Here is a 12,980-nt window from a genome sequence, read left to right on the forward strand (position 1 = left end):
GCGATTCCGTGGCGGTGACCTGCCGCGGCTTCGATGACATCAGCGCGCAAATCGCCGCTACGCTGCAGCTGCGTAATATTGAACGTTATTGGCTGGTGGGCTATTCGCTCGGCGGGCGCATCGCCATGTATCACGCTTGCCACGGCCGCCATGCCGGCCTGCAAGGCGTGATCGTCGAGGGCGGCAATCCGGGGCTGGAGGACGAACAACAGCGCCGCCATCGCTGCGAGCAGGATGCACTGTGGGCGGCGCGTTTTCGCAGTGAGCCGATCGCCGAGGTGCTGGCGGACTGGTATCAGCAGCCGGTGTTCAAAGAGCTTAGCCATGTGCACCGTCAGGCGTTGATCGCCGCGCGTTCGGTCAACAGCGGCCCGGCGATTGCCGACATGCTCGAAGCCACGTCGCTCGGGCGGCAGCCCTATCTGGCGCCGCAGCTGCGCCAACTGACCGTGCCGCTGCGGGTGCTGTGCGGTGAGAACGACCCCAAATTTCAACGGCTGGCGCGCGACGCCGGGTTGCCGTTGCGCATCGTGCCGCAGGCCGGCCACAACGCGCATCTGGCCAATCCGCAGGATTTCGTCGCCGAGCTGCAGACCTTTCTCGTTAACCCTGGTTAAAGGAACCGAACATGCTTTATCCGAATGAAGAACACCTGTATGCCGCCATCGCCTGGCAGGATTGCACCGGCGATTTCGAAGACATTCTGTATCACAAGTCCACCGACGGCATCGCTAAAATCACCATCAACCGGCCGCAGGTGCGCAACGCGTTTCGTCCGCAAACGGTCAAAGAGATGATCGACGCGCTGGCCAACGCCCGTTACGACGACGGCATCGGCGTCATTATTCTGACCGGCGCCGGCGATAGGGCCTTCTGCTCCGGCGGCGACCAGAAAGTGCGCGGCGACTACGGCGGCTATCGCGACGACAGCGGCGTACATCACCTCAACGTGCTGGACTTTCAGCGCCAGATCCGCACCTGCCCGAAACCGGTGGTGGCGATGGTGGCCGGCTATTCGATCGGCGGCGGCCACGTGCTGCACATGATGTGCGATCTGACCATCGCGGCGGATAACGCCATCTTCGGCCAGACCGGCCCGAAAGTGGGCTCGTTTGACGGCGGCTGGGGGGCGTCTTACATGGCGCGCATCGTCGGCCAGAAGAAGGCGCGCGAAATCTGGTTCCTGTGCCGTCAGTACGACGCCGCCGCCGCGCTGGACATGGGCCTGGTCAATACCGTGGTGCCGCTGGCCGATCTGGAAAAAGAGACGGTGCGCTGGTGCCGCGAAATGCTGCAGAACAGCCCGATGGCGCTGCGCTGCCTGAAGGCGGCGCTGAATGCCGACTGCGACGGCCAGGCCGGTTTGCAGGAGCTGGCGGGCAACGCCACCATGTTGTTCTACATGACCGACGAAGGGCAGGAAGGGCGCAACGCGTTCAACGAGAAGCGCCAACCGGACTTCAGCAAATTCAAGCGTAACCCGTAATGAGCGGAGCAAACCGCAGCGCGGCGCTATACCGTTACAGCCTGCCGATGGAGGCGGGCGTGGTGCTGCGCAATCAGCGGTTGAAAACGCGTGACGGATGGGTGGTGCAACTGTGCCAGGGCGAGCGTGAGGGGTGGGGCGAGATCGCGCCGCTGCCGGAATTCAGTCGGGAAACGTTGGCGCAGGCCGAACAGGCCGCGTTGGGCTGGCTGCAGGCCTGGTTGGCGGGCAACGAACCGGATGACAGCGCGCTGCCCTCGGTGGCCTTTGGGCTCAGCTGTGCACAGGCCGAGCTGGAGCAGCGCTTGCCGATGCAGGCGGATTTCCGCAAGGCGCCGCTGTGTACCGGCGATCCGGACGAGCTGTTCGAGACATTGAGCGCTTTGCCGGGCGAGAAAGTCGCCAAGGTGAAAGTAGGGCTGTATGAGGCGGTGCGCGACGGCATGATCGTCAACGTGCTGCTGGAGGCGCTGCCGGATCTGCGGCTGCGGCTGGATGCCAACCGCAGTTGGACCCGCGCCAAAGCCGACGGCTTCGCCAAATACGTCAACCCGGCGTGGCGCGATCGCATCGCCTTTTTGGAAGAGCCCTGCAAGACCCGTGATGAATCGCGCGATTTCGCCCGGGCGACCGGCATCGCCATCGCCTGGGATGAGAGCGTGCGCGAGGCGGACTTTGTGGTGCAGGCCGAGCCGGGCGTGGCGGCCATCGTGATCAAGCCGACGTTGGTCGGCAGTCTGACGCGCTGCCAGGCGCTGGTGGCGCAGGCGCACGCGGCGGGGCTGACGGCGGTGATCAGTTCCAGCATCGAGTCCAGCCTGGGGTTGACCCAGCTGGCGCGCATCGCCCATTGGCTGACGCCGGACACCGTGCCGGGCCTGGACACGCTGGGGTTGATGCAGGCGCAGGTGCTGCGCCCGTGGCCGGGCAGCGCGTTGCCGCTGCTGGATGTCTCGGCGCTGGAGTGTCTATGGCGCGGTTAAGCGATTGGCCGTGGCGGCACTGGGCGCGCCTTCAGCCGCAGGCGACGGCGCTGTTGCTCGGCGAACGGCCGCTGAGCTGGCTGGCGTTGCAAAGCCAGGTGGATGAACTGGCGGCGGACTTTCAGCATCAGGGCGTAGAACCGGGCTGCGGCGTGGCGCTGTGCGGCAAAAACAGCTATCCGTTGCTGTTGGCCTATCTGGCGCTGCTGCAATGCGGCGCGCGCCTGTTGCCGCTCAATCCCGCCTTGCCGACGCCGCTGTTGGCGCAGCTGTTGCCGGAATTGGATATAGCCTTCGCTTTCGGCCCGGACTCGTTGCCGGCGTTGCCGGAAGAGGTGATTCGGTTGACGCCGCCCTCGACCGAGCCGCGTTGGCCAGACCTGCCGACGTGGGATGCGCAGCGTCTGGCGACGCTGACGCTGACCTCGGGTTCCAGCGGCATGCCGAAGGCGGCGGCGCACAGCTACGCCAATCATCTGGCCAGCGCCGCCGGGGTGTTGCGGTTGATGGATTTTCAACGCGAGGATTGCTGGCTGTTGTCACTGCCGCTGTTTCACGTCTCCGGCCAGGGCATCGTCTGGCGCTGGTTGGCGGCGGGCGCCCGATTGGCGGTGCGCGAGATGCACCCGCTGAACGAGGCGTTGGCGGGATGCACGCATGCCTCGTTGGTGCCGACGCAGCTGTGGCGGCTGCTGGCGCAACCGCTGGCGGGCATGACGCTGAAGGCGGTGCTGCTCGGCGGCGCGATGATACCGGTGGAGCTGACAGAGCGGGCGGAGGCGGCGGGGATCCGCTGCTGGTGCGGCTACGGGCTGACCGAACTGGCCTCCACGGTGTGCGCCAAGCGCGCCGATGCGCGGCCGGGCGTCGGCCTGCCGCTCGGCGGCCGCGAGGTAAAACTGGTGGATGAAGAGGTCTGGATCCGCGCCGACAGCCTGGCGATTGGCTACTGGCGTCATGGCCATCTGCAGCCGTTGGCCGATGAGCAGGGCTGGTTCCCGACCCGCGATCGCGGCGCGATGATCGAGGGGGAACTGCGCATTCTCGGCCGGCTGGACAACCTGTTTTTCAGCGGCGGCGAAGGGGTGCAGCCGGAAGATATCGAACGTGTGCTGGCGGCGCATCCACAGATCACGCAGGCGTTTGTGGTGCCGGTGGCGGACGCCGAGTTCGGCCAGCGGCCGGTGGCGGTGATCGACGGCGATCCGGCGCTGTCGTTGAGTGCGCTGCTCGCCTGGTCGCAGGACCAGCTGGCCAATTTCCAACGCCCGACGGCATTGCTTCCGCTGCCTGACGAGCTGAAAAACGGCGGCATCAAGATTTCGCGCCGCCAGTTGCAGCAGTGGGTGGCGGAGCGCCTGCGTCCGGCATAAAAAAAGCCGCCCGAAAGGGCGGCTGAGTGGATGGCAACAGAGGGTTATTTCAGCCCCAACGCCTTGGCGACGCCGGCGCCGTAGTCCGGGTGCACCTTGGTGAACAGCTCGACCTGACGGCGCTGGATCTGTTCCGGCACCTGCGACAGTTCGCCGGCGATGCGGGTGAACATGCGCTGGTGCTCTTCGGCGCTCAGCAGGTTGAACAGCGCGCGCGGCTGGCTGTAGTAATCGTCGTCTTCACGATGGTTCCAGTGATCGGCCGCGCCCTCAATGCTCAGCGGCGGCTCGCTGAAGTCCGGTTGCTCCTGGAACAGGCCGAAGCTGTTCGGTTCGTAGGTTGCGCCGTTGCCGCTGTTGCCGTCCACGCGCATCGCACCGTCGCGATGATAGTTGTGGAACGGGCATTTGGCGCCGTTCACCGGGATCTGGTGATGGTTGACGCCCAGGCGGTAGCGGTGCGCATCGCCATAGGAGAACAGACGGCCCTGCAGCATTTTATCCGGCGAGAAACTGATGCCCGGCACCACGTTGGCGGGGTTCATCGCCACTTGTTCGACTTCGGAGAAGTAGTTGTCGGGATTGCGGTTCAACTCGAAATAACCGACGTCGATCAGCGGGTAGTCGCCGTGCGGCCATACCTTGGTCAGATCGAATGGGTTATATGGCGTCTGAGAGGCCTCGTGTTCCGGCATGATCTGAATTTGCAGCTTCCAGCGCGGGAAGTCGCCGCGTTTGATCGCCTCGAACAAATCGCGCTGTGAGCTTTCGCGATCCTTGGCGATGATCGCTTCCGCCTCTTCATCCATCAGGTTTTCAATGCCCTGTTCGCAGCGGAAGTGGAATTTCACCCAGAAACGTTCGTTGGCGGCATTGATAAAGCTGAAGGTGTGGCTGCCGAAGCCGTGCATGTGGCGGTAGGACTTCGGAATGCCGCGATCGCTGAAGTCGATGGTCAGCTGGTGCAGTGATTCCGGCAGGTGGGAGAAGAAGTCCCATTTGTAGACCGGATTGCGCAGGTTGGTATGCGGATCGCGTTTCACCACGTGGTTGAGATCGGGGAATTTCAGCGGATCGCGCAGATAGAACACCGGCGTATCGTTACCCACCAGATCCCAGTTGCCTTCTTCGGTATAGAACTTCATGGCGAAGCCGCGAATGTCGCGTTCGGCGTCGGCGGCGCCGCGTTCACCGGCGACGGTGGAGAAGCGGATAAACATGTCGGTCTGCTTACCGATTTCGGAGAAGATCTTGGCGCGGGTGTAGCGGGTGATGTCGTGGGTGACGGTAAAGGTGCCGTAGGCGCCGGATCCCTTGGCGTGCATGCGACGCTCGGGGATGACTTCACGGTCGAAGTGGGCCAGTTTTTCCAGGAACCACACGTCCTGCAACAGCATCGGGCCGCGTTTGCCCGCGGTGATCACGTTATTGTTATCGACAACCGGGGCGCCGGCTGCGGTGGTCAGTCCTTTCTTGCTCATCACTTGCTCCTTATCGTAGTGCAGTTAAGTAAAGACTCGGGCGGTTTAAGCGTTCATCAGCATAGTCCTTTGGCGGGGCTTTTTCCCCTGACCTTGGTCAAAGCCACTACTAGTTGTAGCCCTATTGCCGAGCGACGGCAAATAGGTCTCGGTTATCGTTGGCATCGCCTTGACGAATATGGATTTTTGTTTGCAAATTTTTACATTTATTTGATTATTGAAGAATTTTTTCGCTTTTATCCCTTAAATACTCATTGCGCTTTGGTATAGACTCGTGACGTTATTATTATGCGTTGATTCGATCATTCGGTACGGATGACAAACCAGAGGGAAAGATGATGAAAAAGACTTGGGTCGCGTGCGCGGCAGGATTGCTGTTGGTGACCGGCGCGGCGAACGCCATCAGCGTGTCGGGCGAAGCCGGGCAACACTACACCAACCTGGGCGTCGGCATGAGCACCGGCTCTTCAGGTCTTGGCCTGACCGGCAACTGGGCGCGCAGCGACCACGACGGCAACGTCGGCAGCGTGGGGTTGAACTTCGGCGTGCCGCTGGGGCCGTTGACGGCGACCGTGGGCGCCAAAGCGCTGTACCTCAGCCCGAAAGACGGGAAGAGCGGCGGGGCGGTGGCGCTGGGCGGCGGCCTGGAGTGGGAAATTAACCGTTACTTCAGCCTGCACGGCGAAGGGTACTTTGCCCCTGAGTCTTTCACCAGCGGCGTGAAGGCCTATAACGAAGCCAGCGGCGGCCTGCGCTGGAAGTTCCGTCCGCTGAGCGTGGACGTGGGCTACCGTTACATGCAAATGGAAGGCAAAGACGGGCGTCGCGACAATACGCTGGCCGATGGCCCTTATGTCGGCGTGGGCCTGAGCTTCTGACGCTCAGCAAAAAGGGGCCATTGCGGCCCCTTTCTCTTTATCATTTCTTGTCTTTCGTCGCTTACCCGACCGCCGGCAGCATGCCGCTGGCGATGCCCAGTTGGATGGCGATCACCGTCACCCCGCAGACAAACACCAACGCCAGCGCCGGCGTACCGCCCCAGACGCGATACTGCGCCTGATGCTTTTGGCGAGTTTTCCACACCAGCAGTGAAGGCAACAGCAGCGCCAACACCGACAAGGCGATGGCGGCGAATCCCAGCGCCAGCACGAAGCCGCGCGGGTAGAACAGCGCGAAGGCCAGCGGCGGCAGGAAGGTGATGGCGCCGGTTTGCAGGCGGCCGCGCACGTTATCTTGCCGCTTGAACAGGTCGGCCAGGAAATCGAACAGCCCGAGCGCCACGCCGAGGAACGAGGTCGCCAGCGCCAGATCGGCGAACAGGTGCACCGCCAGTTCAACGTGCGGCGAAGCCACCGCGTCGCGCACCGCCTGCAACAGGCCGTTCAGCCCGGCCTGCTGCGCGAGAATGCCGACGAAGGTGTCGGAGCTGATGCTGCCCAGCGTCGCCAGCTGCCAGAAGATATAGGCCATCAGCGGGATGGCGCTGCCGATGATAAATACCCAGCGCAGTTTGCGAATGTTGCCGCCCATGTAGTTGACGATGCTCGGCACGCTGCCGTGGAAGCCGAAAGAAGTGAAGATCACCGGAATGGCCGACAGCGCCAGGCCTTGCTCCAGCGGCAATGTCATCAGATTGGTTTGGTGGATATTCGGCAACATCAGGCCGAGCATCACCACCAGAAATACCACTTTGGCGCTGAACAGGATGCGGTTGAACAAGTCGACCGAGTGGGTGCCGATGCACACCACGCCGCCGGCCACCAGGGTGAACAGCAGGACGCCGAGCGACACCGGGAAGTCCTGCGATGTCCATTGGCTGATGCTGGTGGCGAGCAGTTCGCCGGCGCCGCTGATATAGGCGGCGGTGAGGGCGTACATCAGGAACATCATGCTAAAGCTGGTCAGCCACTGGCCGCCGCCGCCGAGATAACGTTTGGCGAGCGTGCCCAGACCGGTATCCGCCTGCTCATGCTGGTAAACCTCCACCAGCAGCAGCGCGGTGTAACACATCAACAGCCACAGCCCGACCAGTAAGGCCAGCGTGACGCCGAAGCCGACGCCGGCCGCCGCCAGCGGCATCGCCAGCATCCCGGCGCCAATGGTGGTGCCCGCCACGATAAAAACACTGCCAAGAGTGCGATTCTTCACGTTTTTTCTCTACCAGCCGAAAGATTTTGAAAATTATAGGTAACGATTTATGAGGATGGCAGGATAGTGGAAGCCCTAATTTGTGTCAAACCGGCGTTACGCATGATGTAAATAAATATTTACATTGCGGCGACCAGCATGGCACATGAGAAACGGACCCAAGGCTGAAATTATCCGAAGGCGGCTAGTGAAAAGTTATTTACGGGCTTCTATAGTGGAATGACCAAAAAATGTGGGAGAGATCAATGTTAAGGGTGGAGATGCTCAGCACCGGCGATGAGGTGCTGCACGGGCAAATTATTGATACCAACGCCGCCTGGCTGGCGGACTACCTGTTCCAGCAGGGCGTGCCGATGAGCGGGCGTGAAACGGTCGGGGACAGCCTCTCTGCGTTGATCGAGATCCTGCAGGAACGCAGCCATATCGCCGATGTGCTGATCGTCAACGGCGGCCTGGGGCCGACCAGCGACGATCTCAGCGCGCTGGCCGCCGCGAAAGCCAGCGGCGTAGAGTTGGTCGAACGGGCTGACTGGTTGGCGCGCATGGAAGCCTATTTCGCCGAGCGCGGGCGGCCGATGGCCCCTTCCAATCGCAAGCAGGCGCAGATCCCGGCCAACGCGGAAATGTTGGATAACCCGGTGGGCACCGCCTGCGGGTTCGCATTGCAGCTGAACCAATGCCTGATGTTCTTCACCCCCGGCGTGCCGTCGGAATTCAAAGTGATGGTCGAGCAGCAGATCGTACCGCGTCTGCGCCAGCGCTTCACCTTGCCGGCGCCGCCGCTGTGCCTGCGCCTGACGACATTCGGCACCTCCGAGAGCGATCTGGCTGCCGAGCTGGACGGCATGCCGCTGCCGCCGGATGTGGTGTTGGGTTACCGTTCCTCCAGCCCGATTATCGAACTGAAGCTGACCGGGCCGGAAAGTCGGCGTGCGGAAATGGAGCTGGCCTGGCGACGCGTGCGCGAAGTGGCGGGGGACAACTGCATTTTTGAAGGCACCGACGGGTTGCCGGCGACGCTGACGCAGCGCCTGAATCAGCAAGGGCTGAAGCTGGCGTTGAGCGAGCAGTTCAGTGGCGGTTTGATCAATCTGCAGCTGCAGAGCGAAGGGGCGCCGCTGGCGGGTGGCGAGCTGCTGCCGGCACACTGCATCGAAACGCTGGAAACGACGCTGGCGCGCGCCCGCTCGCTGGCGGAATTGACCGGCGCGCCGTTGGCGTTGGCGGTCAGCGCCATGCGCGATGAGCAGGTGAGCATTGCGCTGCACACACCGCGCGGCGGCATTGGCCAGACCGTGCGTTATCGCGCGTCGCGCCACGGTCTGCGGTTGCGTCAGGAGTCGGTGGCGATGCTGGCGTTGGATATGCTGCGCCGCTGGCTGAATGGGAGCCAGGCGTGCGGTAAAAACGCCTGGCTGGAAGTGGTGGACATTATCGAGTGACGGGCATCGGCGTTGCTGAGTCTTCCGTCTTGTCGGCCTCATCGCGCTGCATCAGCCGTTCGGACGCCAGGCGTGAAAGACGTATTGCCGCCGCGCCTCGCGTTTGCAGTTCTGTACCGTAGTTCCTGAGTGCCTGCGCGGCGTTGTCTGAGTGCGCCAGATGCGCCGCCAGGCTGGCGGCGTCTACCAGCGCGGTGTTGGCGCCGAGCCCACCCGCCGGGCTCATGGCGTGCACGGCGTCGCCGAGAAAGGCGATGCGTTCGCTGTGCCACACCGGCATCGCCGCCGTAACCTGCACCGTCCGCACGCTGAGCGACAGGGGATCCGCCAACGCTAACGCCGTTTGCAAGGCGGGCGCCCATCCCTGCGTGATATGCCTTACGCGCGCCTGCAGCGCAGCGTTTCCTTCCGCCCGCGCCGGCCCGCCGAGCCGTTCAGCCGATCCGATGCAGGCCCAATAGAGATAGTCGTCGACCGGCGAGAGGCGGCAATCGGGCGCGTAGTCGGCCGCCAGATGCGCCATGGGAGCCTGAAAGCGCATCGGTTCAATCACCAGCGACATGCCGTCGGCGAAGATCACCGATACGCCGTTCAGCAGCTCAGGGGCCAATTGGGCCCGGGTCGCGGCATCGAGCGGCGTTTTGCCGTAAAGAGTGACGGCGCCACTGTCTTCTGGCCCCGCCTCGGGCAGGCAGCGGCGCCGCACCAGCGAGTTGACGCCGTCGGCGGCGATCAGCACATCGACCCGCACGTGTTCGCCGTTGGCGAACTGAAGTTCCACGCCCTGCGGCGTTTGTGCAAATTCACGCAAGGTATGGCCGAAACGCACCCGGTCTTGCAGGCCGGCAAGCAGGATCTCGCGCAGCGTTTGGCGATGAATGCCGAGATCGCCGCCCGGTTCTTGCGTTTGGCGCGGGCTGGAGGGCAACCAGTGCTCGGGACGCCGGCCGGTGAGCGGGGCAAGCTGCGGATCCCATAGATTGCTCTCGCCGCTGTTTTGCGCGCTGCCGGCGCAGAGCAAGCGGTAGTGCGCCGGCGGCAGGCAGGCGGCCAGCGCCTGCTGGCCCGTCGGATCGATGCGCAGCCGGTAGCCCTGATCGCGCGCTTGCGGCGTGGTGTCGCGTTCAAACACCGTGGCGTGGATGCCGAAGCGGCGCAGTCCCTGAGCCAGACACAGGCCGCCGGGCCCGGCGCCGATAATGCCAATGCTGAGTGTTGTCATCATGTTCCCTCGTGAGTCAGTGGCCGCAGACGGTCGCGGCCGGAAGCATTTCATTATGTCGGCGCAGGAAAAGGTTGGTATAACGGTATCTGGACTAAAAATAGTGATTAGTGGCCAATATGAATGCGAACCTTCATGCCCCCGACGCTGACTGCAGCGAATGGTCGGGGGGCCCCTGGCTGATCGCCCTTGGCGGCCGCGACGCGGCAGGCCGTGAGTATCGGTTGGGCACGCGCGAATACGACTGGCATCAGCATGTGCGCGGGCAGTTGCTGTGCGTCGAAAGCGGTTTGCTGCATGTAAGCACGGCGCAGGGCGATTGGGTGCTACCGCCTCAGCGGGCGGGTTGGATCCCGCCGGCGACGGAGCACCGGGTGCAGGTCTGCGGCGCACTGAGCGGCTGGAGTTTGCTGCTGGCGCCGGAGGCCTGCCACGATTTGTCGAATACACCTTGCGTTATCGGCATCAGCGCCGTGCTGCAGGCGCTGGCTCAGCGTGCGGAAGGCTGGGAAAAACGCAGCGCGCTTACCCTGGAGCAGGAGCGTATGGCGCAGGTGATGCGTGACGAGATACGGCTGGCGCCGACGGAGCCGCTGTATTTGCCGATGTCGTCCCATCCGCGCCTGGCCGGCGTTCTGCAGGCCTTGCTGGCGCAGCCGGGGAGCGAGCGTTCGCTGGAGGCGTGGGCTGAATGGGGGGCGATGTCGCCGCGTACCCTGCGACGGCTGATGATCGGCGAGACGGGGTTGAGTTTTGCCCAGTGGCGCCAGCAGGCCCGGTTGTCGTATGCGTTAGCGAAGCTGGCCGAAGGCGAGACGGTGCTGCAGATCGCGGAGGCGCTGGGGTATGCCTCGCCGAGTAATTTTATCGCCATGTTTCGTAAAGCCTTCGGCGATCCCCCGGCGCGTTATTTTTCCACATCGGCGGGAAAGGGGCGCTAAGCGAAATACTGTGAGGATAGTTATATATCCCTGATTAATCATAATTTTATAGGGGATATTCGCGGTGAGGGAATGCTGTTACTCTCTTGACGGGTGCTTGAGACTGTTCGTCTTGGGCATTGTGTGACAAGGCGGATAGATGAAAGCCCCAGACTGACTCTCAATCAGAATGGGGCTGCACATACCGCCTAGACACCGGTATGGTAGCCCCTTCACAGCAAGGAGGCAAGCATGCGCTTAAGGCATGTGTTTCACTCGCTAACCGTTGTATGTATTACGGTTTTTTTATTTATCTGGATGATAAGAGACTCGCTGTGCGAGCTAAAAATCTACCAGGAAAATATCACTATCCTGATCAGGTTGGCGTGTGAGGTGAAGCGGTAATCTTAGGGCGGGAGCAACCCCGCCTTCTGGTCTCCAGGCGCGGTTTCCGGCACCCGACTTTACATTTCCAGCTCGATATCCGTCAGCGGCATGCAGCAGCAGGGCAGGATCTCGCCGGCGTTGATAAACGCCAGCGGCTGCTGGCGGTAGGTCACTTCACCTTTCACCAGCTTCAGGCGGCAGGCACCGCAATAGCCGGATCGGCACTGATACTCCACCTGCACGTCGTGCAGTTCCAGCACGTCGAGCAGACAGTTTTCACTGTTGGGGCAAGAGAGCTGCGTGCCGGCGGCGCGCAGCGTTACGATTGGCGTCGCCATCGCTTACAGTTCGAAGTCGCTCAGGTCGTCGGCGTTGATCTCCGAGTCGATCTGGCCAACCAGGTAGGAGCTCACTTCCACTTCCTGCGGCGCTACCTGCACGTTGTCGGACACCAGCCAGGCATTGATCCATGGGATCGGGTTGGAGCGGGTTTCGAACGGCAGACCAAGGCCGACCGCCTGCATGCGGATATTGGTGATGTATTCCACATACTGGCACAGGATGTCTTTGTTCAGGCCAATCATCGAGCCGTCGCGGAACAGGTATTCCGCCCACTCTTTCTCCTGCTGGGCGGCCAGCACGAACAGATCGTAGCACTCTTGCTGGCACTCCTCGGCGATCTCCGCCATTTCAGGATCGTCGGCGCCTGAACGCATCAGGTTCAGCATGTGCTGGGTGCCGGTCAGGTGCAGCGCTTCGTCGCGGGCGATCAGCTTGATGATCTTGGCGTTGCCTTCCATCAATTCGCGCTCGGCGAACGCGAAGGAGCAGGCAAAGCTGACGTAGAAACGGATCGCTTCCAGCGCGTTCACGCTCATCAGGCACAGGTACAGCTGCTTCTTCAGCGCACGCAGATTGACGGTGACGGTTTTACCGTTCACCTGGTGGGTGCCTTCACCCAGCAGGTGATAGTAGCTGGTCATCTCGATCAGATCGTCGTAGTAGCCGGAAATGTCTTTCGCGCGCTTCTTGATCTCTTCGTTGGTGACGATGTCGTCGAACACCAGCGCCGGATCGTTGACGATGTTGCGGATGATGTGGGTGTAGGAACGGGAGTGGATGGTCTCGGAGAACGACCAGGTTTCCACCCAGGTTTCCAGCTCAGGGATCGAGATCAGCGGCAGCAGGGCGACGTTCGGGCTGCGGCCCTGGATGGAGTCCAGCAGCGTCTGATACTTCAGGTTGCTGATGAAGATGTGCTTCTCGTGCTCCGGCAGCGCCTGATAATCGATGCGATCGCGGGAGACGTCAACTTCTTCCGGGCGCCAGAAGAAGGAGAGCTGTTTTTCGATCAGCTTTTCGAAGATTTCATGCTTTTGCTGGTCGAAACGCGCAACGTTTACCGACTGGCCGAAGAACATCGGCTCTTGCAGCTGGTCGTTTTTGGTCTGAGAAAAAGTGGTGTAAGCCATAAGCCTGAATCCATCGTAACGTGGCTAAATGAAGGGGCCGGAAAATTCCGGCCCGCTAGGTCAAAC

The 12,980-nt window shown here is 62.2% G+C and carries 12 protein-coding genes and 1 pseudogene (1 of these 13 only partly in view); 8 read left to right on the forward strand and 5 right to left on the reverse strand.

The window, feature by feature from the left end:
* The 4 genes and pseudogenes from menH to menE all read left to right on the forward strand — a co-directional run.
* Positions 1-617: pseudogene (gene menH / locus ADK28_RS15080) on the forward strand (2-succinyl-6-hydroxy-2,4-cyclohexadiene-1-carboxylate synthase) (it extends 106 nt beyond the left edge of the window).
* A gap of 11 nt (positions 618-628) precedes the next feature.
* Positions 629-1,486, forward strand: a complete 858-nt coding sequence (gene menB / locus ADK28_RS15085) for a 1,4-dihydroxy-2-naphthoyl-CoA synthase (RefSeq protein ID WP_048796007.1) — start codon at positions 629-631, stop codon at positions 1,484-1,486.
* Positions 1,486-2,469 carry an o-succinylbenzoate synthase gene (menC, locus tag ADK28_RS15090; RefSeq protein ID WP_048796008.1) on the forward strand — a complete coding sequence of 328 codons (984 nt, stop codon included), beginning with the start codon at positions 1,486-1,488 and terminating at the stop codon, positions 2,467-2,469. Before menB ends, menC begins: the two co-directional genes overlap by 1 nt.
* On the forward strand, positions 2,457-3,842 hold the full coding sequence (menE, locus tag ADK28_RS15095) for an o-succinylbenzoate--CoA ligase (protein ID WP_048796009.1): 1,386 nt from the start codon (positions 2,457-2,459) through the stop codon (positions 3,840-3,842). Before menC ends, menE begins: the two co-directional genes overlap by 13 nt.
* 44 nt (positions 3,843-3,886) lie before the next feature.
* Here the strand turns inward: menE and katA are convergent, their stop codons facing one another.
* Complete coding sequence (gene katA, locus ADK28_RS15100) at positions 3,887-5,323, reverse strand: catalase KatA (RefSeq protein WP_015378563.1); 1,437 nt, start codon at positions 5,321-5,323, stop codon at positions 3,887-3,889.
* Between the two features lie 338 nt (positions 5,324-5,661).
* On the opposite strand from katA, the gene ADK28_RS15105 reads away from it, so the two are divergent.
* The gene (locus tag ADK28_RS15105) at positions 5,662-6,201 is read left to right on the forward strand and encodes a YfaZ family outer membrane protein (RefSeq protein WP_004935943.1); all 540 of its coding nucleotides are present in this window, start codon (positions 5,662-5,664) and stop codon (positions 6,199-6,201) included.
* Between the two features lie 61 nt (positions 6,202-6,262).
* Here ADK28_RS15105 and tyrP read toward each other — a convergent pair whose 3' ends face one another.
* Positions 6,263-7,471, reverse strand: a complete 1,209-nt coding sequence (gene tyrP, locus ADK28_RS15110) for a tyrosine transporter TyrP (RefSeq protein WP_015378562.1) — start codon at positions 7,469-7,471, stop codon at positions 6,263-6,265.
* Positions 7,472-7,716: 245 nt separating this feature from the next.
* Here tyrP and ADK28_RS15115 point away from each other — a divergent pair, with 245 nt between their 5' ends.
* On the forward strand, positions 7,717-8,913 hold the full coding sequence (locus ADK28_RS15115; protein WP_048796010.1) for a nicotinamide mononucleotide deamidase-related protein YfaY: 1,197 nt from the start codon (positions 7,717-7,719) through the stop codon (positions 8,911-8,913).
* Here the strand turns inward: ADK28_RS15115 and ADK28_RS15120 are convergent.
* Positions 8,903-10,138 (reverse strand): FAD-dependent oxidoreductase, encoded by a 1,236-nt coding sequence (locus tag ADK28_RS15120; RefSeq protein ID WP_239686250.1) that lies wholly within the window; start codon positions 10,136-10,138, stop codon positions 8,903-8,905. The two genes, ADK28_RS15115 and ADK28_RS15120, sit on opposite strands and share 11 nt — an antisense overlap.
* Before the next feature lie 116 nt (positions 10,139-10,254).
* Here ADK28_RS15120 and ADK28_RS15125 point away from each other — a divergent pair, with 116 nt between their 5' ends.
* Together ADK28_RS15125 and ADK28_RS33320 are read left to right on the forward strand one after the other, a co-directional pair.
* Positions 10,255-11,076: an AraC family transcriptional regulator gene (locus ADK28_RS15125; RefSeq protein WP_033639802.1), complete on the forward strand. Its 822-nt coding sequence runs from the start codon at positions 10,255-10,257 to the stop codon at positions 11,074-11,076.
* 231 nt (positions 11,077-11,307) lie between these two features.
* Complete coding sequence (locus tag ADK28_RS33320; RefSeq protein ID WP_021505939.1) at positions 11,308-11,460, forward strand: Hok/Gef family protein; 153 nt, start codon at positions 11,308-11,310, stop codon at positions 11,458-11,460.
* Between the two features lie 59 nt (positions 11,461-11,519).
* On the opposite strand, the gene yfaE is transcribed toward ADK28_RS33320, so the two are convergent.
* Both yfaE and nrdB read right to left on the reverse strand, forming a co-directional pair.
* Positions 11,520-11,780, reverse strand: a complete 261-nt coding sequence (gene yfaE / locus ADK28_RS15135; RefSeq protein WP_025303642.1) for a class I ribonucleotide reductase maintenance protein YfaE — start codon at positions 11,778-11,780, stop codon at positions 11,520-11,522.
* Between the two features lie 3 nt (positions 11,781-11,783).
* A complete protein-coding gene (gene nrdB / locus ADK28_RS15140) occupies positions 11,784-12,914 on the reverse strand; it encodes a class Ia ribonucleoside-diphosphate reductase subunit beta (RefSeq protein ID WP_004935915.1) in 1,131 nt (376 codons plus the stop codon).
* Between the last annotated feature and the right edge of the window lie 66 nt (positions 12,915-12,980).

The organism is Serratia sp. 506_PEND, from assembly GCF_001076875.1.
GTDB classification, from domain to species: domain Bacteria; phylum Pseudomonadota; class Gammaproteobacteria; order Enterobacterales; family Enterobacteriaceae; genus Serratia; species Serratia marcescens.

What these genes read in the sequence shown, in the direction of transcription:
- ADK28_RS15125 (WP_033639802.1), top strand. Translation starts at nt 10,255, where the DNA reads ATGAATGCGAACCTTCATGCCCCCGACGCTGACTGCAGCGAATGGTCG.
- nrdB (WP_004935915.1), bottom strand. Translation starts at nt 12,914, where the DNA reads ATGGCTTACACCACTTTTTCTCAGACCAAAAACGACCAGCTGCAAGAG.
- yfaE (WP_025303642.1), bottom strand. Translation starts at nt 11,780, where the DNA reads ATGGCGACGCCAATCGTAACGCTGCGCGCCGCCGGCACGCAGCTCTCT.
- menE (WP_048796009.1), top strand. Translation starts at nt 2,457, where the DNA reads ATGGCGCGGTTAAGCGATTGGCCGTGGCGGCACTGGGCGCGCCTTCAG.
- katA (WP_015378563.1), bottom strand. Translation starts at nt 5,323, where the DNA reads ATGAGCAAGAAAGGACTGACCACCGCAGCCGGCGCCCCGGTTGTCGAT.
- menC (WP_048796008.1), top strand. Translation starts at nt 1,486, where the DNA reads ATGAGCGGAGCAAACCGCAGCGCGGCGCTATACCGTTACAGCCTGCCG.
- menB (WP_048796007.1), top strand. Translation starts at nt 629, where the DNA reads ATGCTTTATCCGAATGAAGAACACCTGTATGCCGCCATCGCCTGGCAG.
- ADK28_RS15120 (WP_239686250.1), bottom strand. Translation starts at nt 10,138, where the DNA reads ATGATGACAACACTCAGCATTGGCATTATCGGCGCCGGGCCCGGCGGC.
- ADK28_RS15105 (WP_004935943.1), top strand. Translation starts at nt 5,662, where the DNA reads ATGAAAAAGACTTGGGTCGCGTGCGCGGCAGGATTGCTGTTGGTGACC.
- ADK28_RS33320 (WP_021505939.1), top strand. Translation starts at nt 11,308, where the DNA reads ATGCGCTTAAGGCATGTGTTTCACTCGCTAACCGTTGTATGTATTACG.
- ADK28_RS15115 (WP_048796010.1), top strand. Translation starts at nt 7,717, where the DNA reads ATGTTAAGGGTGGAGATGCTCAGCACCGGCGATGAGGTGCTGCACGGG.